19 protein-coding genes and 1 pseudogene are annotated in these 25,375 nt (G+C 59.9%); 14 read left to right on the top strand and 6 right to left on the bottom strand.

Annotated features, from left to right (window positions below):
• Positions 1–156: 156 nt before the first annotated feature.
• The 4 genes from speA to ACA041_RS02925 all read right to left on the bottom strand — a co-directional run bounded on the left by speA (position 157) and on the right by ACA041_RS02925 (position 4,692).
• Positions 157–2,070 (bottom strand): arginine decarboxylase, encoded by a 1,914-nt coding sequence (gene speA / locus ACA041_RS02940; RefSeq protein WP_497439812.1) that lies wholly within the window; start codon positions 2,068–2,070, stop codon positions 157–159.
• 214 nt (positions 2,071–2,284) lie between these two features.
• Entirely contained in the window at positions 2,285–2,656 is a 372-nt protein-coding gene (locus tag ACA041_RS02935) for a translation initiation factor Sui1 (RefSeq protein WP_497439811.1), read from the bottom strand.
• A 407-nt stretch (positions 2,657–3,063) separates the two neighbouring features.
• Positions 3,064–3,621 carry an NUDIX hydrolase gene (locus ACA041_RS02930; RefSeq protein ID WP_497439810.1) on the bottom strand — a complete coding sequence of 186 codons (558 nt, stop codon included), beginning with the start codon at positions 3,619–3,621 and terminating at the stop codon, positions 3,064–3,066.
• 3 nt (positions 3,622–3,624) lie between these two features.
• Positions 3,625–4,692, bottom strand: coding sequence for a DUF2333 family protein (locus tag ACA041_RS02925; protein ID WP_150797109.1), 1,068 nt, complete (start codon positions 4,690–4,692; stop codon positions 3,625–3,627).
• A 288-nt stretch (positions 4,693–4,980) separates the two neighbouring features.
• Between ACA041_RS02925 and ACA041_RS02920 the strand changes: the two genes are divergently transcribed.
• The 14 genes and pseudogenes from ACA041_RS02920 to ACA041_RS02855 all read left to right on the top strand — a co-directional run bounded on the left by ACA041_RS02920 (position 4,981) and on the right by ACA041_RS02855 (position 23,647).
• A complete protein-coding gene (locus ACA041_RS02920; RefSeq protein WP_497439809.1) occupies positions 4,981–6,651 on the top strand; it encodes a diguanylate cyclase in 1,671 nt (556 codons plus the stop codon).
• A 1,492-nt stretch (positions 6,652–8,143) separates the two neighbouring features.
• A pseudogene (locus ACA041_RS02915) lies at positions 8,144–8,650 on the top strand (methyl-accepting chemotaxis protein); the annotation flags it as partial.
• A 174-nt stretch (positions 8,651–8,824) separates the two neighbouring features.
• Complete coding sequence (locus ACA041_RS02910) at positions 8,825–10,561, top strand: protein-disulfide reductase DsbD (RefSeq protein WP_497439808.1); 1,737 nt, start codon at positions 8,825–8,827, stop codon at positions 10,559–10,561.
• Positions 10,562–10,692: 131 nt separating this feature from the next.
• A complete protein-coding gene (aroQ, locus tag ACA041_RS02905) occupies positions 10,693–11,145 on the top strand; it encodes a type II 3-dehydroquinate dehydratase (RefSeq protein WP_017336343.1) in 453 nt (150 codons plus the stop codon).
• Positions 11,146–11,193: 48 nt separating this feature from the next.
• Positions 11,194–11,655 (top strand): acetyl-CoA carboxylase biotin carboxyl carrier protein, encoded by a 462-nt coding sequence (accB, locus tag ACA041_RS02900; protein ID WP_054044024.1) that lies wholly within the window; start codon positions 11,194–11,196, stop codon positions 11,653–11,655.
• A gap of 17 nt (positions 11,656–11,672) precedes the next feature.
• Complete coding sequence (gene accC / locus ACA041_RS02895) at positions 11,673–13,031, top strand: acetyl-CoA carboxylase biotin carboxylase subunit (protein WP_497439807.1); 1,359 nt, start codon at positions 11,673–11,675, stop codon at positions 13,029–13,031.
• Positions 13,032–13,333: 302 nt separating this feature from the next.
• A complete protein-coding gene (gene prmA, locus ACA041_RS02890; RefSeq protein WP_497439806.1) occupies positions 13,334–14,212 on the top strand; it encodes a 50S ribosomal protein L11 methyltransferase in 879 nt (292 codons plus the stop codon).
• Positions 14,213–14,242: 30 nt separating this feature from the next.
• Positions 14,243–15,460 (top strand): DUF3426 domain-containing protein, encoded by a 1,218-nt coding sequence (locus ACA041_RS02885; RefSeq protein ID WP_497439805.1) that lies wholly within the window; start codon positions 14,243–14,245, stop codon positions 15,458–15,460.
• Positions 15,461–15,644: 184 nt separating this feature from the next.
• Positions 15,645–16,655, top strand: coding sequence for a tRNA dihydrouridine synthase DusB (dusB, locus tag ACA041_RS02880; RefSeq protein ID WP_497439804.1), 1,011 nt, complete (start codon positions 15,645–15,647; stop codon positions 16,653–16,655).
• Positions 16,652–16,972, top strand: a complete 321-nt coding sequence (fis, locus tag ACA041_RS02875; RefSeq protein ID WP_007907419.1) for a DNA-binding transcriptional regulator Fis — start codon at positions 16,652–16,654, stop codon at positions 16,970–16,972. The genes dusB and fis overlap by 4 nt, the downstream gene beginning before the upstream one ends.
• Positions 16,973–17,053: 81 nt before the next feature.
• Positions 17,054–18,661 carry a bifunctional phosphoribosylaminoimidazolecarboxamide formyltransferase/IMP cyclohydrolase gene (gene purH / locus ACA041_RS02870; RefSeq protein WP_497439803.1) on the top strand — a complete coding sequence of 536 codons (1,608 nt, stop codon included), beginning with the start codon at positions 17,054–17,056 and terminating at the stop codon, positions 18,659–18,661.
• Positions 18,662–18,814: 153 nt separating this feature from the next.
• Positions 18,815–20,110, top strand: coding sequence for a phosphoribosylamine--glycine ligase (purD, locus tag ACA041_RS02865; RefSeq protein WP_497439802.1), 1,296 nt, complete (start codon positions 18,815–18,817; stop codon positions 20,108–20,110).
• A gap of 99 nt (positions 20,111–20,209) precedes the next feature.
• Positions 20,210–22,987, top strand: a complete 2,778-nt coding sequence (locus tag ACA041_RS02860; RefSeq protein WP_497439801.1) for a hybrid sensor histidine kinase/response regulator — start codon at positions 20,210–20,212, stop codon at positions 22,985–22,987.
• 63 nt (positions 22,988–23,050) lie between these two features.
• Positions 23,051–23,647, top strand: a complete 597-nt coding sequence (locus ACA041_RS02855) for a MarC family protein (RefSeq protein ID WP_497439800.1) — start codon at positions 23,051–23,053, stop codon at positions 23,645–23,647.
• Positions 23,648–23,715: 68 nt separating this feature from the next.
• Here ACA041_RS02855 and ACA041_RS02850 read toward each other — a convergent pair whose 3' ends face one another.
• The gene (locus tag ACA041_RS02850) at positions 23,716–24,324 is read right to left on the bottom strand and encodes a hypothetical protein (RefSeq protein ID WP_497439799.1); all 609 of its coding nucleotides are present in this window, start codon (positions 24,322–24,324) and stop codon (positions 23,716–23,718) included.
• Positions 24,325–24,380: 56 nt separating this feature from the next.
• A complete protein-coding gene (locus ACA041_RS02845) occupies positions 24,381–25,193 on the bottom strand; it encodes a hypothetical protein (RefSeq protein WP_497439798.1) in 813 nt (270 codons plus the stop codon).
• Positions 25,194–25,375 lie beyond the last annotated feature (182 nt).

The raw sequence follows: 25,375 nt of genomic DNA, 5'->3' as shown, positions 1-25,375 counted from the left end.
AGGAAATGGCCTACGAGAAAAGAGGAAAATATGGCGTTGCTAGCCGCAAGTGCGTGCAGTTCCGATTAAAAATAGAGACTCGTCCCACCAGGCCATCCGAAATTTCCGCAGCATACGGAAATTATTCTGACAGCCCGATGAGAACGATGACTTACCTCAAGAAGACAGGTAAGACGAACGGGTCAAGCCCAGACGCAGGGCATCGAGGAACTGGGTACGCTCGGCGGCGGTGATGCGGGCACTGGCGCACTTGTCGCGGTAGTGGGTCATCAACTCTTCTGGCGACAAGTGCACGTAACGCAGCATGTCTTCGATGGTGTCGTGGGTTTCGATACCGGCGTGGTACACGCTGCCGTCGGCATTCTGGTAGATGTTCACCGAATCGGTGTCACCGAACAGGTTGTGCATATCGCCGAGGATTTCCTGGTAGGCGCCTACCAGAAAGATGCCCAACAGGTAATCTTCGCCTTCGTTCAAACCGTGAACCGGCAGGCTGGTTTCGATGCTCTGCTCGTCGACGTATTGCTTGATCTTGCCGTCGGAGTCGCAGGTCAGATCTTGCAGCACGGCGCGGCGCAGCGGCTCTTCGTCGAGACGGTGCAGCGGCAGGATCGGCAGGACCTGGCCGATGGCCCAGGTGTCCGGCAGGCTCTGGAATACCGAGAAGTTGCAGATGTACTTGTCGGCCAGCTTGTCGTTGAGTTCGTCGAGCACCTGACGGTGCGAACGCTGACGGGCCTTCAACGAGTTGTGCAGGCGACGGCACACAGCGAAGTAGCATTGCTCGGCCAGGGCTTTTTCGGCCAGGGTCAGCTTGCCATCGGCGTACTGGGTGGCCACGTCGCTCATGTAGTGCGTGGCGCGCCAGTAGGTTTCGGTGACCATCTCGATGTCGGTCGGGCCCAGCAGGTCAACCAGCCACTGCACGGTTTCCGGCAGCGCTTCTTTATTCTCGATCTGCGGTACGTCGTCGTTGTGTTTTTCGACGTCGGTCACCTGCACCACCAGCATGGCGTGGTGAGCCGTCAGGGAACGGCCGCTCTCGGAGAAGATATTCGGGTGCGGCAGGCTCTGCGCGTCGCAGAATTCCTTGAGCATGCCGACCACGACACCGGCGTAATCGTCCATGTCGTAGTTGATCGAGCTGGCGTTTCGCGAGTGAGTACCGTCGTAGTCGACCCCCAGGCCGCCGCCGACGTCGATGTGGTCAACCGGCAGGCCGAGGTTGCGCAGTTCGCCGTAGTAGCGGATCGCTTCCTTGAAGCCGTGCTGGTAGTCCGCCAGGTTGGCGATCTGCGAGCCCATGTGGAAGTGCAGCAGGCGAATGCCCTGATCCAGGCCCGCCGCGCGGAAACGCTCGACCACCGACAGCAGTTGCGCCGCCGACAGACCGAACTTGGATTTCTCGCCGCCAGTGTCGGCCCATTTGGACGATGCCAGGGACGACAGACGCACGCGCAGGCCGACCTGAGGCTTGACCTTGAGCGAGGCGGCTTCTTCGATCACCAGGGCGACTTCGGATTCTTTCTCGATCACGATGAACACGTTGTGGCCAAGCTTTTGACCCATCAGCGCCAAGCGGATGAACTCACGGTCCTTGTAACCGTTGCAGACGATGGTGCCGCCCTTCGGTGCCAGGGCCAGTACGGCCAGCAGCTCAGGCTTGGAGCCGGCTTCCAGGCCGATGGACACGTCTTGGGTCGCGATGATGTTTTCGATCACCGCTTCTTGCTGGTTGACCTTGATCGGGTACAGCGCGGTGTATTTGCTCTGGTATTCCAGGCGCTCGATGTTGGCGTCGAAGGCGCCGGTCAGCTGACGCACGCGGTCTTGCAGAATGTCAGGGAAACGCACCAGCAGTGGCAAGGACAGGCCGCTTTTGCGCAGCTGGTCGACTTGCTCGAACAGGTCGATAGGCGAACTGTCCGGACCGTTCGGACGAACTTCGACGCGACCGGCGTCATTGATCGCGAAATACCCGGCCCCCCAATGGCGAATTCCGTAAACACTGCGGCTGTCCGCAACTGTCCATTGGCTGCCATCGTCTTTGCGTGTGCGTCGTACGGACATTGAAGTCCCCTATAAAGAAGTCATAGAGCGTCGCCTGGGTTCAGGCCGGCGCAGTCTAAAGAATGAAAATGACGGTTCGTCAACGAGGGATAGACCTCGCTGACCGCAGTGAGTTTAGAAACCGGTCAGAACAGGCTCTGTGAAAACCATGTAGGCGATGCCAGCCCCTGCTGTCAGGACCGGATCAAGCCGAGGGTGGTTTTCACAGAGGCTGCTAGCCGCCGGACTTCTTGGCCTTGAAACCGAGTTTGATCAGCTCGGCCAAGAGCAGCTCGACATGATCGCCCTGGATTTCGATGATCCCGTCTTTCAACGCCCCACCGGTCCCGCAACGCTTCTTCAACGTGGTCGCCAGATCCTTGAGCGCATCTTCGGCCAACGGCACGCCGGTGATGGTGGTCACCGTCTTGCCGCCACGGCCCTTGCTTTCGCGACGCACGCGAGCGATGCCGTCGCCGGTCGGGATAACGGTCTGTTTGCAGATGCAGGCATCCACCGGTTTACTGCAATCCGGGCAATGCCGACCTGCGTCGGTGGAAAATACCAGGCCACCCAGGGCGGCGAAGGATGCGGCTTTTTTGGCCACCGGCAATCCTCTTTGGAGGACAAAGACTGGTCGCGGCAACCTGGGCGGGAGCCATCGACCGCGAAGCCCCACTCAGGCAGGGGCAGCGCTACTGAAACGGTACAACCCTTGTAGGAGCGAAGCTTGCTCGCGATGAACGTCAACGATAACGCGCGGCATCAGACAGCACGTGTCGCCCTTGCGTTTTTCGCGAGCAAGCTCGCTCCTACACGGTACAACCCTCTGTAGGAGCTGGCTTGCCAGCGATGGACTTCAACGATAACGCGTTGATTCAGAATGCACGCGTCGTCCTTGGGTTTTTCGCGAGCAAGCTCGCTCCTACAGAACAGCAATACCGGTTCAGTTTTGAAAAGGTCGCGCAGTGTAACGGCAAAAAGCCGACTTGCTAAGAGCCAATCGGCGCCAATTTATGCCTCTTTTGCGACGTCCGACCCACGGGCCCGGAGATACCGCTTCAACGCCGCCAGGGAGTCGGGGCAATAAGGCTTTTGCTGGATTTCCAGCAGCACCTGCTCAATGGGAATAAAGCGCGCTTCAAGGACTTCTTCCGGTTGCAGGATCAACGGGCCGTCCCATACCGCCGAAAACGCCGAGCACCACAGGCGATTACCGGTGTCCTCGAAGAAAAAATGATCATGGGCGGTCAGTTCCACGCCGCTCACGCCCAGTTCTTCTTCAAGCTCGCGGGCGGCCGATTCGGCGTAGGTTTCGGTCGCGAGCACCATACCCCCCGCCGCCACATCCCAGAAACCCGGATAAATGGCTTTGCTCAGTGTGCGGCGATGCACGCAGAGTTCACCGGCGGTATTGAACAGCATGATGTAAGTGCCGCGCCCGATCAGCCCGCGTTCGCGCAGGTCGGAACGGACCAGGGCGCCGAGCAGGTTGTCCTGCTCGTCGACCCAGGCGATCTGCTCGGCATCCGAGGCCGCGCGGTGGGCGGCCTCTTTGGCGCTATCGACCATGACTCAGCCCTGGTTAAGCAGTTGACGCAAATCGATCACTGCGGCGTTCGCCCGGGAGATGTAGTTGGCCATGACCAGCGAGTGGTTGGCCAGCACCCCGAAACCGCTGCCGTTAAGGATCATCGGGCTCCAGACCGGTTCTTGCGAAGCTTCCAGCTCACGAATGATCTGGCGCACGCTGACCGTGGCGTTCTTCTTGGCCAGCACATCGGCGAAGTCGACTTCGATGGCACGCAACAGATGGGACAGGGCCCAGGCCTGGCCGCGAGCTTCGTAGAACACGTTGTCGATCTGCATCCACGGGGTTTCGACGATTTCTTCGTCAACCTGCGGTACCTGACCCGGCGCGACGACTTCGGTTTTCAGCGCAGTGTTGAGCTTGACCCGGCCAACACTGGCCGACAGCCGTTGCGACAACGATCCCAGACGGGTGCCGACATCGCCCAGCCAGTTGTTGAGGTTGTCGGCGCGGGCGTAGAACAATGCGCTTTTCTGGCTCGGATCGGACAAACGTGCCTGATACCGGCTCAAGGACTTGATCCCTTCCTGATATTCAGACTCACTGGATGGCAGCACCCAGCTTTTGTTGTCGAAGTTGAAACGCGGCTCGGCCTTGGCCAGGTCGGCGTCTTCGGTGGACTGCGACTGGGAACGGGCGAAGTCCTTTCGCAGCGCACGGCTGAGGTCACGGACCTGCACCAGCACGCCATATTCCCAGCTAGGCGTGTTATCCATCCACAGGCCCGGCGGGAAACGGTCATTGGAAATATAACCACCCGGTTTGGTCAGCAAGGTATCGGCGACGGTCTTGAGGGTTTCCACCGTGGTGTAGCCGATGACCATCTGCTTGCCTTCTTTCTCGGCAGCCACCTGGGCATTCTGTTGAACCGGGAACAGCGCAGGCTCCTGGCTCCAGTACCAGCCCAGCGCAATCGCCACCAGCAGGTAAAGGCCGATCAGAGTGGCCAGCGCCCGGCTGAACAACAGGCCGCCAAAATAACTGCGTGTGGCCGATTTCGGTTCAGCGGCACGTTCAGGCGCGCTGCCCGCGCGGTTCTTCCAGTCCAGCATGGCGATATCCTTTCAATCACTTGAGTTCATCGGTTCGACCACAACCCTACGCCATCGTGCCTCGTTTGCCGCGCATTAAATCCGGCGCAAGCGACAAGCCGCGCAGCGGGCGCGATCGAGCGGCCACTATAAATGAAGCACAGCCGCCAGCCTATCCGGCCAGTCGGCCAGAAACTGAATGAGGTCGCTTTGCAGATTATTGACGTGCGACACTCATGCAAATGTAAAGTGGTGCTAGCATAGGGCCACCAGTCGACCTCAGCATGCACCCTACCCAGTAGTCAGGATATGACCGAGCCAGAAGACCCCAGCCGTGAGCGCCTCAAGCACCACTTTGCCCAGCGGGTAATCCATCAGGCACGTCAAATTCTTGAGATATGGCAGCGCCTGCAACACAGTGAATGGTCAAACTCCGACTTAGCGGAACTGAGCGAGGCAAACCTGCGCCTGCTGCGCTTCGCCGAACGTTTCGAACAACCGGAACACACCCAACTGGCGCGCTACATCGGCCAGTCGCTGGAGGCTGTCGACGCCAATCGCGGACGCCTGAGCAGCGGCCTGATCACTGACCTCAATCGCTTGATGCAACGCCTGTCGCGCACTGGCCTGCGCCATGGTGATCAGCTCGAACAAACTTTCCTCCCGCCATTACGCAAGCCAATCTACGTGGTGCTGCAGGATCACGACCGCGCCGAGCGCCTGGCCAAGCAGCTGGAATTTTTCGGGCTCAGCGCCCAATCCCTGCACAGCGTGGCGGCATTTCGCTCGTCGATGGTCGAACGTTCACCCGCTGCGATCGTCATGGACGTGGACTTCAGTGGTGCCGGCATCGGCCTGAAGCTGGCCGCCGAAGCCCAGGTCGGTCTCGATGAACCCTTGCCGCTGCTGTTTTTCAGCCTGCAGGAAACCGACACGCCTACCCGCCTCGCCGCGGTGCGTGCCGGTGGCCGGGAGTTCCTGACCGGCACCCTCGAGGCGTCGAGTCTGCTGGAGAAAATCGAAATCCTGACCTGCGTGGCCCAGTACGAACCTTATAAAGTGCTGATCATCGATGACTCGCGCGCCCAGGCGTTGCACACCGAACGCTTGCTCAACAGCGCAGGGATCGTCACGCGGACCTTGATCGAGCCAATCCAGGCGATGGCCGAGCTGGCAGATTTCCAGCCGGACCTGATCATCCTCGACATGTATATGCCGGCCTGCACCGGCACTGAACTGGCCAAGGTGATCCGCCACAATGACCGTTACGTCAGCGTCCCGATCATTTACCTGTCCGCCGAAGACGATCTGGACAAGCAGCTCGACGCCATGAGCGAGGGGGGCGACGACTTCCTGACCAAACCGATCAAGCCCCGACACCTGATCACCACCGTGCGCACCCGTGCCGCGCGGGCGCGCAACCTGAAAGCGCGGATGGTTCGAGACAGCCTCACCGGGCTGTACAACCATACCCACATCCTGCAATTACTCGAAGACTGCAGCTTCCGCGCCCGTCGCGAAAGCAAGCCGCTGAGCTTTGCCATGCTCGACATCGACCACTTTAAACGGGTCAACGACAGCCACGGCCACCCCATGGGCGACCGCGTGATCAAAAGCCTGGCACTGTTCCTCAAGCAACGGTTGCGCAAGACCGACTTCATTGGCCGCTACGGCGGTGAAGAGTTTGCCATCGTCATGCCGGACACCGACCTTGAATCGGCCTGCAAAGTGCTCGAAGAAATCCGCCAGCGCTTTGCCGAAATACATTACCCGGCCCAGCCCCAGGACCTGCGGTGCACCTTCAGCGCCGGGGTGGTCGAGCTGGGCGAAAACTGCGACGGCCTGATGATGGCCAGCCAGGCGGACGAGGCGTTGTACCGCGCCAAGCACGCCGGACGCAATCGCGTACAGGCGGCGCAAACATCAAGGCAGGGTGCCACCTTTTCACCAGAATCGACCGATTCGGTCATAACCCAGTAATACAAACGCAATAACTTCAAGCGCTTACCATTCTGCCGTTGGTAGACCCGCGATGCGCCTGAAGCTGCTGACCAATCTCAATACCCTGCTGTTAGTCGCCGTGTGCGTGGCCCTCGGCGCCACCCTCTGGTGGTCGCAAAAGGCCCTGGAGCGCCCTTATCTATTGATGGAGCGTTACCTGGGGCTGTCCCGGCAATTTCAGAATGCCGTCGCGCGCAACGTCGAGGATTACCTTGCCAGCGGTGATGCCCTGCGCCTGAGCAGCGCCAGCCAGGCCATCGACAGCCTGCAAAAAGAGATTGGCGAGTTGCCGCCGGCCTTGGCTGAAACCCTGCGCCCGAGCCTGTCAAATCTGGATGAGTTCAGCAAAACCGATCTCTTGGCCGCCGGTAAGCTCGCGGGCGATCCGCAGGCATTGTTGCTGCAAGCCGAACGCGAACTCGGCGCCAGTCTCGACCAGCTCAGCCAATACGCCACTGGCAACGCGGCTTACCTGACACCCTTACTCGCGGCCTCCCGGCACGTGGGCAAGCTGTCCCTGGCCCGGGACAAACTGGTCAGCAGCGGTCGTAGCGAACTGGCCGCGGATGTCGAGCGCGAAGTCAGCAACATCCGCATACAGGCCGAGCAGCTGGATGCCTTACCACTGCTGGGCGTAACGGCCAGCAGTGAATCGAATACGGATGATTTCGCAGCGATGATGGGCCTGGAGAACGCCGAGAAAACCGTCGCCGAAGATGCAGGCATTGCCCTCAAGCGAGAACTCAACAGTCTGTTGGCCCGTTACCCTTCGGAGCTTGCCCGTACCCGCGAACAGATCCTCCAACGCGCCGATCTCAGCGCCGCCACCCACCTGAAAATCGCTGCCGTGCAGCAGGCCATCACCAGGCTGGAGCCGGTGGTCCGTGCCCAGCACGGGCAGATCCAGAGCGAAGTGCGGCTGATGCAAGGGGCGATGATCGGTCTGATCCTGCTGATCGCGCTGCTGATCGATACCCTGCAACGACGCCTGGCCCGGACCCTGACCAACCTCGCACCGGCCCTGTCGACCTGGGCCGAGGGTGATTTCAGCCAAGACATCGAATTGGGCAAGACCAATCGCGAATTGCATGACATTCAAGCCTCGCTCAATCGCCTGAGGGCTTATCTGGTGGATCTGGTGGGCACCATTCGCGCCAATGCGGAGCAAGTCGCCGGCAGCAGCCGCACCCTGGCCGAGCTGAGCCATGACCTGCACAGTGGCGCCGAACACCAGGCCGGCGACACGGCATTGATCCGCGACTCCCTCGGTGAACTGGAGGCGACCATTCAACAAGTGGCCGGCGATGCCAGCCAGGCTGCCGACGCCAGCCGACATGCGGGGTTGGCGGTGGAGCACGGTCAGAAAGTCATCGGCCTGAGCCTGACCGGGCTGCATGCGTTGGTGGGTGAAGTGCAAGGCAACGCGCAGATGATCGAACAGCTGGCCGAGGAATCGGCGACCATCGGAGGTGTGCTGACGGTGATTCGCTCGATTGCCGACCAGACCAATCTGCTGGCCCTGAATGCCGCCATCGAAGCGGCCCGCGCCGGGGAAATGGGCCGGGGGTTTGCGGTGGTGGCCGAAGAGGTTCGCTCATTGGCACAACGCACTGCCGGCGCAACGGCAGAGATTCAGATGCTGATCGCAGGCCTGCAAAGTGCTGCGCGGCAATCGGTGGAAGGCATGCGCGCCCAGGTCGAACACGCCGAAGCCACCGCCAGCCAGGCCCAGGCAGCCGACGGTGCACTGGATAAAATCGTCGGGGCCATCCAGACCATTTCCGACACCGCCGTGCGTATCGCCGATGTCACCGCCCAGCAGAGCGGTGCTGTCAGCGAAATCCGTGATCACAGTGAGCGGATTCACCAGTTGGGTGGGGATAACTTGTTGCGTATTGGCGAGGGGCGCGTCCAGGGGGAGAATTTGTTGGTGTTAGGCGGGCGCTTGCATACAGCCGTTCAGGCCTTCCGCGTCTGAAAGATCGCCTTCGCGAGCAGGCTCGCTCCCACATTGGTCTGCGTCGTGCATAGATCCAATGTGGGAGCGGGCCTGCTCGCGAAGGCGCCAGAACAATCACCCCACAATTCCCCGCCCTGCACACCCCCGCGACTGTCCGCTATCATGCCCTCACTTCCGATACGCGAGACTGTCATGCGCCGCTTGCTTTGCCTGCTGTTTTTTGTGCTCGCCCTGCCGGCCACCGCTGCCGGTTTACCGGACAGTCGGCCCAGTTCCACCCTGGGCTCGATCAACAACAGCGCTGACTTCCTGCCAGTACGCGAAGCCTTTCGGTTGAGCCTGGTAGAAACCACGCCGCAATCGATCAAACTGCGTTTCGTCGCCACCGAGGGTTACTACCTCTACCGCCACCGCTTCCAGTTTCGCGCCGAGCCTGCCGACGTCGTCCTCGGCACCGCGCAACTGCCCAAGGGCGAACAGAAACACGACGAGTACTTCGGCGATGTCGAGGTCTATCACGGCATTCTCGAAGTGCAAGTGCCGCGCACCGATCAGCGCGCCTTCACCCTCGCTATCACCTATCAGGGCTGCGCCGATAAAGGCCTGTGCTATCCGCCCGAGACCGAGCGCCTGAGTATCGATGGCAGCGGCGCCTACGCCACCTGGAGCTGGCGGGAACTGGCGCTGTTCTTCCTCGCGGGCCTGGGCTTGACCTTCACGCCCTGCGTCCTGCCCATGCTGCCGATTCTTTCCGGGGTGGTCTTGCGCGGCCAGGTCGGCGGCTGGCGCGGATTCAACCTGTCACTGGCTTATGTGCTGCCAATGGCCATCTGCTTCGCCCTGCTCGGTGCGTTGATGGGCATGTTCGGCGCACAACTGAATCTCCAGGCACGCCTGCAATCGGCGTGGGTGCTGGTGCCGTTCGCGATGTTTTTTGCGCTGTTCGCCCTGGCGATGTTCGGGGTGTTCGAACTCAAGCTGCCGCATGCCATCAGCAGTCGGCTGGATCGCATCGCCGGCCGCACCGAAGGCGGCACGCTGTGGGGCGCGGCGGTACTGGGCGTGGTCTCCAGCCTGCTGGTTTCACCCTGCGTCTCGGCGCCACTGGCGGGCGCCTTGCTGTACATCAGCGCCAGCGGCGACGCACTCGGCGGCGGCCTGAAACTGTTCATGCTCGGCCTCGGCATGGGCGCTCCGTTGCTGCTGGTGGCCACCAGTGGCGCAGCCTGGCTGCCAAAAAGCGGGCCGTGGATGATCTACGTGAAGAACGCGATCGGGGTGTTATTGCTCGGGCTGGCGATCGGCCTCCTCAGCCGGGTATTGCCCGGCCAGATCACCTTGCTGCTGATCGGCTTGCTGGCCGGTGGCGTCGGGTTGTTCATGGGCGCGCTGGAATTTGTCTACAAGCCGCCGAGAAAACGCCTCGGTCAATTGCTGGGGGTGTTCCTGCTGTTTTACGCGTTGGCCTGTTGGTACGGCGCCTTCAGCGGCCAGACCGATCCGCTCAATCCGATTGGCCAGCCGCGCATTATCACCAACAGTGAGCAAGCGCATGACAGCAGCACCTGGCAGACCATCAGCACCCCGGCGGAGCTGGATCGCGCGCTCGCCGAGGCGAGATCCTCCGGCGCCCCGCTGCTGCTCGACTGGTACGCCGACTGGTGCATCAGCTGCAAAGTCATCGAACGCGAAGTGCTCGACAATGCCACCGTCGTCGAACGACTCAAGGGATATCGGCTGATCCGCTTCGATATCACCGCGAGCAACGCCGAGCAGCGTGCGCTGCTCGACCAATACAAACTGTTCGGTCCTCCGGCCTTGATGCTTTTCGGCAAGGACGGTGTTGAACACACCGATGTGCGAGTAATCGGCGAGATCAACGCAGCGGACTTCGCCGAACGTGTTGCGAAAGCAAATGACCGGATTTAACCACTCAGTCATATAATTCGCGCAAACATCGGCCATCATGCGGGCTATTGCATAGAACTGGACAGTCACAAAGGCTTTGCGGCATAGTCTCCGGGTTCTGACAATTGCACACAGACAACAAGGAACAGCAGATGGCGACGCTACTGGTTCTGCACGGACCCAACCTGAACATGCTCGGCACCCGTGAACCGGGCACCTACGGCGCTACGACACTGGCGCAGATCAACCAGGACCTGGAACGCCGTGCCCGTGAAGCCGGCCACCATTTGCTGCACCTGCAAAGCAATGCCGAGTACGAATTGATCGACCGCATCCACGCTGCCCGCAGCGAAGGTGTGGACTTCATTCTGATCAACCCTGCAGCTTTTACGCACACAAGTGTCGCATTACGTGACGCGCTGCTGGCAGTGAGCATCCCATTCATCGAAGTGCATTTGTCTAACGTGCACAAACGCGAACCTTTCCGCCATCACTCTTACTTCTCCGATGTAGCGGTGGGAGTGATCTGCGGCCTTGGCGCCAGCGGTTATCGACTGGCCCTGGAGGCCGCACTAGAGCAGCTTGAAAGACAGGCAACGGCTTGAACAACAAGCGTTAAACGCCCCTGACCGACCCTTGGGAGTTGATGATTCATGGATATCCGTAAAGTTAAGAAACTGATCGAATTGCTGGAAGAGTCCGGCATCGATGAGCTCGAGATCAAGGAAGGCGAAGAGTCCGTACGTATCAGCCGCCACAGCAAGACCCCGGCTCAGCAGTACTACGCACCGGCTCCAATGCATGCTCCTGCACCAGCGCCTGTTGCTGCTGCTCCGGTTGCCGCTGCCGCCCCTGCGGCTCCCGCCGCGCCAGTTCTGAACGGCACCGTTGCCCGTTCGCCTATGGTCGGCACCTTCTATCGCAAATCTTCGCCAAGCTCGCCGTCCTTCGTTGAAGTCGGCCAGACCGTGAAGAAAGGCGACACCCTGTGCATCGTAGAAGCCATGAAGATGATGAACCACATCGAAGCTGAAACCAGCGGTGTGATCGAATCCATCCTCGTCGAAGACGGCCAGCCGGTTGAGTACGACCAACCGCTGTTCACCATCGTTTGAACCGCGGAGAGCCTTTGATGACTGCGAAGTTGGAAAAAGTTCTGATCGCCAACCGCGGTGAGATCGCCCTGCGGATCCTGCGCGCCTGCAAAGAAATGGGCATCAAGACTGTCGCCGTTTACTCCAAGGCCGACAAGGAACTGATGCACCTGGGCCTGGCAGACGAATCCGTCTGCATCGGTCCGGCATCGGCCGCCCACTCTTACCTGCACATTCCGGCAATCATCGCCGCGGCTGAAGTGACCGGCGCTACCGCCATTCACCCAGGCTACGGTTTCCTTGCGGAAAACGCCGACTTCGCCGAACAGGTGGAAAACTCCGGCTTCGCCTTCATCGGCCCGAAAGCCGACACCATTCGCCTGATGGGCGACAAGGTATCGGCCAAGCACGCCATGATCGCAGCCGGCGTTCCAACCGTTCCGGGTTCCGACGGCCCGCTGCCTGAAGACGAAGAAACCGCTCTGCGCATCGGTCGCGAAGTCGGTTATCCGGTGATCATCAAGGCCGCTGGTGGCGGCGGTGGTCGCGGCATGCGCGTTGTGCACAAGGAAGAAGACCTGATCTCTTCGGCGAAACTGACCCGCTCTGAAGCAGGCGCGGCGTTCGGCAACCCGATGGTCTATCTGGAAAAATTCCTGACCAACCCACGTCACGTGGAAGTCCAGGTGCTTTCCGATGGCCAGGGCCAGGCGATCCATCTGGGCGACCGCGACTGCTCGCTGCAACGTCGCCACCAGAAGGTTCTCGAAGAAGCGCCGGCACCGGGCATCGATGAGAAAGCTCGCCAGGAAGTCCTCGCACGCTGCGTCAAGGCTTGCATCGACATCAACTACCGCGGCGCGGGTACTTTCGAGTTCCTGTACGAGAACGGAGCGTTCTATTTCATCGAAATGAACACCCGCGTTCAGGTTGAGCACCCGGTTTCGGAAATGGTCACCGGTATCGACATCGTCAAGGAGATGCTCAGCATCGCCGCTGGCAACAAGTTGTCGTATACCCAGGAGGACGTGGTCATCCGCGGTCATGCTCTGGAGTGCCGGATCAACGCCGAAGACCCGAAAACCTTCATGCCAAGCCCAGGCACGGTCAAGCATTTCCACGCTCCAGGCGGCAACGGCGTTCGCGTCGATTCGCACCTGTACAGCGGTTATGCCGTTCCGCCGAACTACGATTCGTTGATCGGCAAGCTGATCACCTACGGCGCAACCCGTGACGAAGCGTTGGCGCGCATGCGCAATGCGCTGGACGAAATCGTGGTCGACGGGATCAAGACCAACATCCCGCTGCACCGCGACCTGGTACGTGATGAAGGCTTCTGTAAAGGTGGAATCAACATCCACTACTTGGAACACAAGCTGGCTGGCGAAAAGCATTAAGCTTTAGCCCGCTCGACAAAGCCGCCTTCGGGCGGCTTTGTTGTTTCTGCATGTGTCATCGAGCAACACACATCCCCTGTGGGAGCGAGCTTGCTCGCGATGAGGCCATCACACTCGCAATTAATGTTGCCTGTCATGCCGCCATCGCGAGCAAGCTCGCTCCCACAGGGGTCCTGGATCATTCAGGAACTGCGCGGTGAATGCAGTTCAAGCGGCTCCCACAAACGCCGCGCGCTCGCGTAAACTGGCGCGCTTCCCGTAGCCCGCCAGGCTGCAATCAATATTTTTCAAAGGTGCCCGCCATGCCTTGGCTGCAAGTCCGTCTCGCCATCAGCCCAGAACAAGCCGAAACCTACGAAGACGCTTTCCTTGAAGTGGGCGCCGTGTCGGTGACCTTCATGGACGCTGAAGATCAGCCGATCTTCGAACCTGAGCTCAATACCACCCCGCTGTGGTCGCACACGCACCTGCTGGCCCTGTTCGAAGACGGCACCGAAGCCGCCAGCGTACTGGCCCACCTCGAGCTGCTCACCGGCAGCCCGCTGCCCGAGCATCACAGTGAAGTCATCGAAGACCAGGACTGGGAACGCAGCTGGATGGACGGTTTCCAGCCGATGCGCTTCGGCCAGCGCCTGTGGATTGTCCCCAGCTGGCACGCCGCACCTGAGCCAGACGCCGTGAATCTGCTGCTGGATCCGGGCCTGGCGTTCGGCACCGGTACTCACCCGACCACCGCGCTGTGCCTGGAATGGCTCGATGGCCAGGACCTGAAAGGTTGCAACGTGCTGGACTTCGGTTGTGGCTCGGGGATCCTGGCGATCGCCGCCCTGCTGCTGGGCGCCAACGAAGCCGTGGGTACCGACATCGATGTGCAGGCGCTGGAAGCATCCCGCGACAATGCCGGACGCAACAATATTGCTGCAGAACGTTTCCCGCTGTATCTCCCGCAAGACTTGCCACAGGTGAAGGCCGACGTTCTGGTCGCCAATATCCTCGCCGGCCCGCTGGTTGCCTTGGCGCCGCAACTGTCCAGCCTGGTTAGGCCGGGTGGTCGTCTGGCGTTATCGGGCATCCTTGCTGAACAAGGGGAAGATGTCGCCGCGGCCTACGCCCGGGACTTCGATCTGGACCCGATCGCCAATCGCGATGGCTGGGTGCGCATCACCGGCCGTCGGCGCTAGAATGAGCTTCTGCATAAACCGGACCGCCGCATGACCGACAGCTTCGTCACTCAATGCCCGCATTGCCAAACCAGCTTCCGTGTCAGCCATTCTCAATTGAGCGTGGCGCGCGGAGTCGTACGTTGTGGTTCGTGCCTGCAGGTATTCAACGCCGCCAAACAGCTGCTTGAGCAACGGGCCGGCAAAGAAGCGGCCCCGCCAGCGGCCCCGGCCATGGTCGAGACACCGCCGCCGCGGGCCATCAGCCAGAAGCAGTGGAGCGCCGCCGAGCTTGATCTGGACAGCCTCGACCTGGATGAAGAGCTCGCCCGGCTCGAACAGCGGGAAATCCAGCCGACAACGGAATTTGTCCGGCACCGCGAAGACAGCCTGAGCGCTCGCCGGGATACCGCCGAGCATGACGAAGACCCCTGGTCCGACAGCCTGTTCAGCGAATCGGCCGCCGATCGTGCGCGAGCGACCGAAGTCAGTGTGTTGCCAGAACCGGTGATCGAGACGGGCGTCCTCGCGCGCACCGAACCTTCGCTGTCGCTGGAACCGGTAGACCTGGACGACGAGGCGCCGCCGAGACTGCGCCTGAACGATCCCCTTGACGCCCCGATTCACCACGAACGACTGTCAGCCACCACGCAGATCGACGACGACCTGCCCTTGATCGAACCCCTGCGCAAGCGACGTGAACGCAGCGAACCGGCGGTACGCGCCGAAGTCCTGCAGGATCTGACCGACGATCCGCTGCAACTCGACTGGCAAAAACGCCGTTCACCCTGGGGGCGACGGTTGTTCTGGCTGCTATTGATCCTGCTCGGCGCCGCTGCTCTCGCTGGCCAGTACATCGCCTACCACTTCGACGAACTGGCGCGCCAGGATCAATACCGGCCGTGGTTCCAGCAGGTGTGCCCGCAGATCGGCTGCACCGTGCCGTCCAAAGTCGACATCGCGAAAATCAGAAGCAGCAACCTGGTGGTGCGCAGCCACCCGGACTTCAGCGGTGCACTGGTGGTCGACGCGATCATCTACAACCGCGCCCCCTTCTCCCAGCCCTTCCCGCTGCTGGAGTTGCGTTTTGCCGACCTCAACGGTCACCTGATCGCCAGCCGTCGCTTCAAGCCCGGCGAGTACCTCAACGGCGATCTCGAGGGCATGGCGGAAATGCCTCCACAAACGCCGATCCACATCGCGCTGGATATTCTCGATCCAGGCTCCAAAGCGGTGAATTACAGCTTGAGCTTCCATTCGCCCGAGTGAAACGATTCAGTGTTACGGCTTTGACGGCATATTTCTGACTTTGACCGTTCATACCAAACCGCTGGCGATAACAGAATTACTGTTCAGATTTTGTTCAATTCAGCCTTTATCCAGTCATCGAGAGCGGGTATCATGCCAACCCTTTTTCGAACTCTAATGATCCGGCCCCACAACGGGAAGTCCTATGTCGGCGGTACGCATCGGTCCATATATATTGCACAACGGCTTGATCCTGGCCCCTATGGCGGGCGTTACGGATCAACCCTTTCGTCAGCTGTGCAAGCGACTGGGCGCGGGGCTAGTAGTCTCGGAAATGGTCACCAGCGACATGAGTTTATGGAACACCCGCAAATCGCGGATGCGCATGATCCACGAAGGTGATCCCGAGCCCCGTTCGGTACAGATCGCCGGCGGTGATGCACAGATGCTGGCGGATGCAGCCCGGGCCAATGTCGAACTGGGCGCACAGATTATTGATATCAACATGGGCTGTCCGGCGAAGAAGGTCTGCAACAAGGCCGCCGGTTCCGCCCTGTTGAAAGATGAAGCACTGGTGACCGAGATCCTGCAAGCCGTGGTAGCTGCGGTTGATGTGCCGGTCACCCTGAAGATCCGCACCGGCTGGGACCGGGACAACAGGAACGGCCTGACCGTGGCGAAGATCGCCGAGCAGGCGGGCATTACGGCGCTGGCGGTTCATGGCCGCACCCGTGCCGATCTGTACACAGGCGTTGCCGAGTACGACACCATTGCCGCGATCAAGCAGGCGGTGTCGATTCCGGTGTTCGCCAACGGCGATATCGACTCGCCCGAGAAGGCCCGGTACGTGCTCGACGCGACCGGTGCCGATGGCCTGCTGGTAGGCCGGGCCGCCCAGGGGCGGCCATGGATTTTTCGTGAGATCGATCATTTTCTGCGTACCGGCGAGAAACTCCCGGCACTGGACCTGATCGAGGTGGAACGCATTCTGCTTGAGCATCTGGCTGCGCTGCACGTTTTCTACGGAGACGTGATGGGCGTACGCATCGCTCGAAAGCATGTGGGCTGGTATCTCGCAACCTTGCCGGGTGCCAGGGAATTTCGCACCCACTTCAATCGTTTGGAAGATACGGAAGCACAATGCGCCAACGTTCAGGGCTTCTTCGCCGAACGTTACAAGAGCCTGACAGGGGACGGAGACGAGGTGGCCGCATGACGATGATGACCGAGACTTTAGTGAGTGGAACAACACCCGTGAGCGACAACGTGAATTTGAAACAGCACCTGAACACGCCGAGCGAAGAAGGCCAGACCCTTCGCGGGAGTGTCGAGAAGGCGCTGCACAATTATTTCGCCCACCTTGAGGGCGCTGCCGTCACGGATGTGTACAACCTGGTGCTTTCCGAAGTCGAGGCTCCCCTGCTCGAGTGCGTGATGAACTACGTCAAGGGCAACCAGACCAAGGCCAGCGAGCTGCTCGGACTGAACCGAGGCACCCTGCGCAAGAAACTCAAGCAGTACGATTTGCTGTAAGCATTCAATCAAACCAGAAAGGCGCCCGCGTAAAACCGGTCGCCTTTTTTGCTGACTCCTTTGCTTTTGATGGAAATTGAAATGACCGACCAGACTACCCGCCTGCCGATCCGCCGCGCCTTGATCAGCGTTTCCGACAAGACCGGGATTCTCGAATTCGCCAAGGAGCTTGAAGCCCTGGGCGTCGAGATCCTCTCCACCGGTGGAACGTTCAAGTTGCTGCGTGACAACGGCGTTGCCGCAGTGGAAGTCGCGGATTACACCGGTTTCGCAGAAATGATGGACGGTCGGGTGAAAACCCTGCACCCGAAAATCCACGGCGGGATCCTCGGTCGTCGCGGTATCGACGACGCCATCATGAACGAGCACGGCATCAAGCCGATCGACCTGGTAGCGGTCAACCTGTACCCGTTCGAAGCCACCATCAACAAGCCAGGCTGCGACCTGCCGACCGCGATCGAGAACATCGATATCGGCGGCCCGACCATGGTCCGTTCGGCTGCAAAAAACCACAAAGACGTGGCCATCGTGGTGAATGCCAGCGACTACGCCAGCGTCCTCGAAAGCCTCAAGGCCGGCGGCCTGACCTACGCCCAGCGTTTCGACCTGATGCTCAAGGCCTTCGAACACACCGCCGCCTACGACGGCATGATCGCCAACTACATGGGCACCGTGAACCAGGCGGCTGAAACCCTCAGCACAGAAGGCCGCAGCGAATTCCCGCGCACCTTCAACAGCCAGTTCGTCAAGGCCCAGGAAATGCGCTACGGCGAGAACCCGCACCAGAGTGCGGCGTTCTACGTTGAAGCCAAGCCAGCCGAAGTCGGCATCGCCACCGCAACCCAATTGCAAGGCAAAGAGCTGTCGTACAACAACGTGGCCGACACCGACGCCGCGCTGGAATGTGTGAAGAGCTTCGTCAAGCCGGCCTGTGTGATCGTCAAGCACGCCAACCCGTGCGGTGTGGCCGTCAGCCCTGACGCCGAAGGCGGCATCCGCCAGGCTTACGAACTGGCCTACGCCACCGACACCGAGTCCGCGTTCGGCGGCATCATCGCCTTCAACCGCGAGCTGGATGCTGAAACCGCCAAGGCCATCGTCGAGCGTCAGTTCGTCGAAGTGATCATCGCCCCAAGCGTTAGCGAAGAAGCCCGCGCCATCGTGGCGGCCAAGGCCAACGTACGCCTGCTGGCCTGCGGTGAGTGGTCGGCAGACCGCGCCGCTGCCTGGGACTACAAACGCGTCAACGGTGGGCTGCTGGTGCAGAGCCGTGACATCGGCATGATCGGTGCCGATGACCTGAAAGTCGTGACCAAACGCGCGCCAACCGAGCAAGAGATTCACGACCTGATCTTCGCCTGGAAGGTCGCCAAGTACGTCAAGTCCAACGCCATCGTCTACGCCAAGAACCGCCAGACCATCGGTGTCGGTGCTGGCCAGATGAGCCGCGTGAACTCCGCCCGTATCGCCGCGATCAAGGCGGAACATGCCGGTTTGCAAGTGCAGGGTGCGGTGATGGCATCGGATGCATTCTTCCCGTTCCGCGACGGCATCGATAACGCGGCCAAGGTCGGTATCACCGCGGTGATCCAGCCGGGCGGCTCGATGCGTGATAACGAAGTGATTGCAGCCGCCGACGAAGCCGGCATCGCCATGGTCTTCACCGGCATGCGCCACTTCCGTCACTGATTAACTCGATCGACTGTGGGAGCTGGCCTGCCAGCGATAGCATCCCCTCGGTTTAGCTAATAAACCGAGTTGTCTGCATCGCTGGCAGGCCAGCTCCCACAGTAAAACGGCCCAGCATGTTCCCCAGAATTAGCGTCATCCGAGGTTTTTGAAATGAATGTTTTGATCATTGGCAGCGGTGGCCGTGAACACGCCCTGGCCTGGAAAGTGGCTCAGGATCCCCGCGTGCAGAAGGTTTTCGTGGCGCCCGGCAATGCCGGCACGGCCATTGAAGCCAAGTGCGAGAACGTCGCTATCGACGTGCTGGCCCTCGAGCAGTTGGCCGACTTCGCCGAGAAGAACGTTTCCCTGACCATCGTCGGCCCGGAAGTACCGCTGGTCGCTGGCGTCGTCGACCTGTTTCGCTCCCGCGGCCTGGACTGCTTCGGTCCGACCGCGGGCGCTGCGCAGCTGGAAGGCTCGAAAGCATTCACCAAGGACTTCCTGGCTCGCCACAAGATCCCGACCGCCGACTACCAGAACTTCACCGAGATCGAGCCAGCCCTGGCTTATCTGCGAGAAAAAGGCGCACCGATCGTGATCAAGGCCGATGGCCTGGCCGCCGGTAAAGGCGTGATCGTTGCCATGACCCTGCGCGACGCCGAAGACGCCGTACGCGACATGCTCGCGGGCAATGCTTTCGGTGACGCCGGTTCGCGCGTGGTAATCGAAGAGTTCCTCGACGGCGAAGAAGCCAGCTTCATCGTCATGGTCGACGGCAAGAACGTATTGCCAATGGCCACCAGCCAGGACCACAAACGTGTCGGCGACGGTGACACCGGCCCGAACACCGGCGGCATGGGCGCTTACTCCCCTGCGCCAGTGGTCACCAGCGAAGTGCACCAGCGCGTCATGGACCTGGTGATCTGGCCGACCGTGCGTGGCATGGCCGAGGAAGGCAACGTTTACACCGGGTTCCTGTATGCCGGCCTGATGATCGACAAGGCAGGTAACCCGAAAGTCATCGAATTCAACTGCCGTTTCGGTGACCCTGAGACCCAACCAGTCATGCTGCGTCTGCAGTCGAGCCTGGTGCTGCTGGTCGAAGCGGCCCTGGCGCAGGCTCTGGACAAGGTCGAAGCACAATGGGATCCACGTCCGAGCGTCGGCATCGTGCTGGCCGCTGGCGGCTATCCTGGTGATTACGCCAAAGGCGCGGCCATCAGGGGTCTGGATGCAGCCGCGGCACTGGAAGGCAAAGTCTTCCATGCCGGTACTGCACTCAAGGACGGTCAAGTGGTGACGGCCGGTGGTCGGGTGCTCTGCGCCACGGCCATGGGCGCCAGCGTCGATGCGGCTCAGCAGCAGGCTTACTCGTTGGCGGCCAGGATCGAGTGGGAAGGCTGTTTCTATCGAAAGGACATTGGCTACCGTGCCATTGCCCGCGAGCGCGGCGAAAATCAGGAATAAGCCATCCATTCGGCAGGGCAAGGGCGTCAGGCCCTTGCCGGGCTGTTCCGGCGCCGCGCATAGTTATATTCTGGCATCAACCTACGAAGGGATTTCGCCGTGCGCTGGCTCAGGATTGCCATAGGTTTCACTGTCACTCTGCTGACTTTGCTCTGCCTGCTCCCGGCCATGGCCGCGCAAGGCAGTGGCTGGGCGGTATTGCTCGACGAACAGGGCGACCTGCAGCTGAGCGACATCCGTTCCACTCGCTATGCCAATCAATTCAGCCCCATCGAACTCGATCACATCACCGCGGCCGAGCCCGATGGTGCGATATGGCTGCGATTCAGGCTCGCGCCCGGCAAGCATGAACAGTTGCTGCGGGTGTTCGCTCCCGACCTTTCCGACCTCGATCTTTATGTACTGGACGGCGACACGCTGATCGAGCAGTTGGACAGCGGCTCGCAACAGCCTCAAGCTGAAAGGCCACTACCCAACAGCGACTTCATGTTGCCGTTGCCCCAAAGCGACAACCCCCTCGACGTCTACCTGCGCCTGGTTTCCGAACACCAGATGCGGCCCTACATCACCCTGCAATCGGCAATCATGACCGCGGCCAATCAGAGCCAGACCCTGATCTACGGTCTTCTGTTCGGCTGCCTCGGGATGCTTATCCTGCACAACCTGATCCGCTACGCCTATACCCGGTCCCGCAGCGGACTTTGGCTGGCTGGCTGTGAAGCATTGTTGATGCTCAGCCTGGTGCTGCTGCTGAACCTCGCAGGCCCCTGGTTGCCGGACTGGCATGCGGTACAAACGCCTGGCGCTTATCTTGCCCTGCTGCTGACAGCACCCTGCGGCCTGATGTTTGCGTATCGCTTCTTCGCCCCGCTCGGCCCGCACCCGCTGAACAAGCTGTTACTGGGCAACATTGTGTTCATCATCGTCTGCGGTCTGCTGCTGTTGTTCGTCAACACGCTGCCGCTGAACATCATCACCTACGCCCTGGTCGCTCTTGCTGGCCTGAGCATGTTGTTCGTCAGCGCCCACCACTGGCAAAAAGGCTATCGTCCCGCCCGCCTTTTCGTGCTGGCAATGGTGGTATTCAACGTCGGTACACTGATTATTCTGCCCGCGCTGCTGGGGCTGACCCTGGTAGAGCCGCAAGGTCTGATCACCGCCCTGCTGGTGTTCATCTGTATCAGCGGCCTGCTGATGAGCATTGCCTTGAGTGAGCGCCAGCGCAGCATCACCGAGGACCGATTCAGCCTCAGCCGCGATCTGGCCGCCAGCAACGCCGAGATTAACGCCAAGGCCGAGTTCCTGGCAAAGATCAGCCACGAAATCCGTACCCCGATGAATGGCGTGCTGGGCATGACCGAACTGCTGCTGGGCACGCCGCTCTCGGTCAAGCAGCGCGACTACGTGCAAACCATCCACAGTGCCGGCAACGAACTGCTGACGCTGATCAACGAGATCCTCGACATCTCCAAGCTCGAATCCGGGCAGATCGAGCTGGATGACGTTCAGTTCGATCTCAATGCGCTGATCGAAGACTGCCTGAGCATCTTCCGCGCCAAGGCCGAACAACAGAACGTCGAGCTGATCAGCTTTATCCAGCCGCAAGTCCCGCGGGTTATCAGCGGTGATCCGACGCGCCTGCGCCAGACGCTGCTGAGCCTGCTGGAAAACGCCCTGAAGAAAACCGATGAAGGCGAAATCCTGATCGTTGTCGCCCTCGATGAGCGCAGCGCCAAACCGCGCTTGCGCATTGCCGTTCAGGACAGCGGCGAGCCGATGGACACCGAAGAGCGCGACGCGCTGATGCACGCCGAACTGCACAGCAAAAACTTCCTCTCGGCGACCCGTCTGGGGGGAAATCTGGGGCTGGTGATCGCCCGTCAGTTGATCCGCTTGATGCAAGGGGAGTTCGGCATCAAGAGCGGCAGCACCCAGGGCAGTACTTTGTGGCTGACCTTGCCACTGGACGCCGACCGCCTCGAACACCCGACCTCCGACCTCGATGGGCCGCTGCAGGGCGCACGGGTGCTGGTGGTGGACGACAACGACACCTGTCGCAAGGTATTGGTGCAGCAGTGCACTGCCTGGGGCCTTAACGTCAGCGCCGTACCTTCCGGCAAGGAGGCCCTTGCGCTGTTGCGCACCAAGGCCCACTTGCGCGACTACTTCGACGTGGTCCTGCTCGACCAGAACATGCCCGGCATGACCGGCATGCAACTGGCGGCCAAGATCAAGGAAGACCCGAGCCTCAACCACGACATCCTGCTGATCATGCTCACCGGCATCAGCAATGCGCCGAGCAAGATCATCGCGCGCAATTCCGGGATCAAGCGCATCCTCGCCAAACCGGTAGCCGGCTACACCCTCAAGACGACACTCGCCGATGAGCTGAACCAGCGTGACAAGGGCCTCGTCGCTACGCATCACCTGCCTCCCGGCCCGACCCTGCCGGTCAAGGTGCCGAGCGACTTCCGCATTCTCGTGGCCGAAGACAACAGCATTTCGACCAAGGTGATCCGCGGCATGCTGGGCAAACTCAACCTGCAACCGGATACCGCCAGCAACGGCGAAGAGGCCTTGCAGGCGATGAAGGCTCAACGCTACGACCTGGTACTGATGGACTGTGAAATGCCGATCCTCGACGGTTTCTCCGCCACCCAGCAATTACGTGCCTGGGAAGTCGGCAACCAGCGAACTCGCACCCCCGTGGTAGCGCTGACCGCGCACATCCTCGCCGAGCACAAGGAGCGCGCACGCCAGGCCGGCATGGATGGGCACATGGCCAAACCGGTCGAGCTGTCGCAGTTGCGTGAACTGATCGAACATTGGGTTGCCGAGCGCGATCAGCAGAACCGGGCGGCGACGCAAACGTCCTGAGCCGACAGAGCCCGCAGTGCCTGATAGACTCCCCCCGACTTCCCTCGCCAGTGAGCTTGCACCATGCTCCACGTGTTGTTCAGCGTTTACCTGAAGATGCTGGTGCTTTACAGCCCATTCTTCGTATTGTCCTGCTTCATCAGTCTGACCCGCGGTTATTCGCGCAAGGAACAACGCCGGCTGGCCTGGAAAGTGGCGACTGCCACGCTGGTTTCCAGCGTCTTGCTGTATCTGTTCGGCAGGGTGATTTTCAATGTCTTCGGCATCACCGTGGACGCCTTTCGCATCGGCGCCGGCAGCGTGCTGTTCATCTCGGCGCTGGGCATGGCCCAAGGCAAGTCGGCGGTGCAGACCGACAACGTGCAACAGGACGTGACCATCGTCCCGCTGACCATCCCCCTGACGGTCGGCCCCGGTACTATCGGCGCATTGCTGGTCATGGGTGTGAGCCAGCCACACTGGGACGACAAGCTCACCGCCATCCTCAGTATTGCCTTGGCCAGTTTTACCGTCGGCGTGGTGCTTTATCTGTCCAATCGCATCGAACGTATTCTGGGTGATCAGGGCTTGCAGATTGTCAGCCGGTTGATGGGGTTGTTTGTGTGTGCCTTGGCGGCGCAGATTATTTTTACGGGGGTAAGAGGCTACCTGGTGCCTTAGTCGGCGTTGCGAAAAAAGACAGGGCCTTGTACTAAACCAAAGCCCTGCCTTGTCGCCCGGCCCCTGACTCAGAGCTTCAACTTCTGCACGAGAGCCTTTTCGGAGTAGGCATCAATTTTCTCGTGAATCCGTGCACGGTAGTTTTCGAACAGGTCTCGATCAAAAGCGAAAACCGCGCCATCCGGAATGATGACCACCTCTTTTTCGAAGTCGCTCCAGAAAAAGAAATCTTGCTCGACCACTGTGGTGCTGTAGCGCATCCCGTAAAGGCAGACAACCGTTTCACCAGAATCCAGACGTTCGCAGGGTGCGCACTTCAGAAGGCCTGAGCCAACCCGCGCAATATTGCCGCGAAAAAAGTCCCAGGCAAATTCGTCCAGCTTTAAAGCACTGTAAGCCTCCTCGATCAGCTGCCCCAACCGCTCGGCCCCCAACCGGCCGATAAGCGTATGACTGATTTTCATCAGTTGCTCGATATTCGACACTCTGAATGGCTCGGAGGGGACAATCGCTTTCAAAGTGAAACCCGCCTTTAATAATCGGCCCTGGTAATAATCAAACCAGCGTTTCCTGGATACCTGCTCTGGATACTTGTCATTTGCTGCCAGCTCTGCATATAGCAAGCAGTCTTGTATGTCCTGCTGTTCTTGTGAACGAACCGTTCGAGCAAAAGACAACAGGCACCCACCCACCACAACGGCATCGCCAAGTGCTGAAAAGTTTTCTCGCCGCCTCATAGCCCGGTTAGTTTTTTGAACGCGCCATCATCATTCTGATCAATAAAATCATAAACCTTCTGACGCTTTCGATCGAATGCCCGCTTATTGAACTTGCGAATTCCGGCTGCTTGAAAAAGGTGCACACCTTCCGTATTGAAAGTAAAAAACAGGAAGTCGCCATAAAAGTTTTTGCTATACACATCCAGACCGCCCATGACCATTGCCATCCCGCCACCTGGAGCGGCAATGCAAGGCACAGCCTTGAAGCTGACAACCTGGCTACTTTTGCTCCCTGCGTCCACAATTTTCAGCGCAGCCTTATCGCCCTTCAGCTTTTCCAGGCCGGCGGCCACCAAACTCAATACGTTGCCCGCCCCTGCGCTGACAACCGTTTCAAGCACCTGTAAAAGGGCATCGTTCATCGTCAACGTCAGCTTTTTGGAGTCATACTTTTTGCGGGTGTAGCTTTCCGTCACCCAGCCAATTGCCGACAGAGCCTCGTTATAGGCGGCATAGCGCTGTTCCTGTGAGGTTGCGCCAGGTAACTTGCGGACAATGGTTTCGGCGAAAGCCTGGCTATCCAATGCATCCTGCTTATCGTCTTCGCTGAGTTGTTCTTCAAACACAATAAGGGACTGACCAACGATCGAAGCATCATTGTCCCCTGTCGTCCGGTTAGCAACCAGGCTATCCGCTGCCGAAAACATCCTTATACGAGAACGTTCAGGCACTTCGGCCAGTTGGGTTTCGATGCACTCAAAGTATTTATCCTGCATCGCCTCGTCGAAAGGGAGATCCGGCACACTATTGACGATCTGGCTATCCATAAAAATTCCTTATAAAAAAAACCGCTCCATGCGGTACAAACAAACCTAAAATACATAAACCAAAGCGTCAATTCACAATCAAATAAACTTCATACCAACAATTACAACCTTACTTAAAACCACGTGCAGACTAATAGAGTTGCCCCCTCTGATTTTAAACGACCTCAGAACGAGGTCGCTGT

The organism is Pseudomonas sp. LBUM1676 (assembly GCF_059695605.1).
Note: the sequence above shows the minus strand (reverse complement) of the source record. Positions and strands in the feature narration are given on the sequence as shown.

Coding starts and splice junctions, on each gene's coding strand:
- ACA041_RS02920 (WP_497439809.1), top strand. CDS start 4,981: ATGACCGAGCCAGAAGACCCCAGCCGTGAGCGCCTCAAGCACCACTTT.
- purH (WP_497439803.1), top strand. CDS start 17,054: ATGACCGACCAGACTACCCGCCTGCCGATCCGCCGCGCCTTGATCAGC.
- ACA041_RS02845 (WP_497439798.1), bottom strand. CDS start 25,193: ATGGATAGCCAGATCGTCAATAGTGTGCCGGATCTCCCTTTCGACGAG.
- accB (WP_054044024.1), top strand. CDS start 11,194: ATGGATATCCGTAAAGTTAAGAAACTGATCGAATTGCTGGAAGAGTCC.
- speA (WP_497439812.1), bottom strand. CDS start 2,070: ATGTCCGTACGACGCACACGCAAAGACGATGGCAGCCAATGGACAGTT.
- prmA (WP_497439806.1), top strand. CDS start 13,334: ATGCCTTGGCTGCAAGTCCGTCTCGCCATCAGCCCAGAACAAGCCGAA.
- ACA041_RS02855 (WP_497439800.1), top strand. CDS start 23,051: ATGCTCCACGTGTTGTTCAGCGTTTACCTGAAGATGCTGGTGCTTTAC.
- purD (WP_497439802.1), top strand. CDS start 18,815: ATGAATGTTTTGATCATTGGCAGCGGTGGCCGTGAACACGCCCTGGCC.
- ACA041_RS02925 (WP_150797109.1), bottom strand. CDS start 4,692: ATGCTGGACTGGAAGAACCGCGCGGGCAGCGCGCCTGAACGTGCCGCT.
- accC (WP_497439807.1), top strand. CDS start 11,673: ATGACTGCGAAGTTGGAAAAAGTTCTGATCGCCAACCGCGGTGAGATC.
- fis (WP_007907419.1), top strand. CDS start 16,652: ATGACGATGATGACCGAGACTTTAGTGAGTGGAACAACACCCGTGAGC.
- ACA041_RS02930 (WP_497439810.1), bottom strand. CDS start 3,621: ATGGTCGATAGCGCCAAAGAGGCCGCCCACCGCGCGGCCTCGGATGCC.
- ACA041_RS02885 (WP_497439805.1), top strand. CDS start 14,243: ATGACCGACAGCTTCGTCACTCAATGCCCGCATTGCCAAACCAGCTTC.
- ACA041_RS02910 (WP_497439808.1), top strand. CDS start 8,825: ATGCGCCGCTTGCTTTGCCTGCTGTTTTTTGTGCTCGCCCTGCCGGCC.
- dusB (WP_497439804.1), top strand. CDS start 15,645: ATGTCGGCGGTACGCATCGGTCCATATATATTGCACAACGGCTTGATC.
- aroQ (WP_017336343.1), top strand. CDS start 10,693: ATGGCGACGCTACTGGTTCTGCACGGACCCAACCTGAACATGCTCGGC.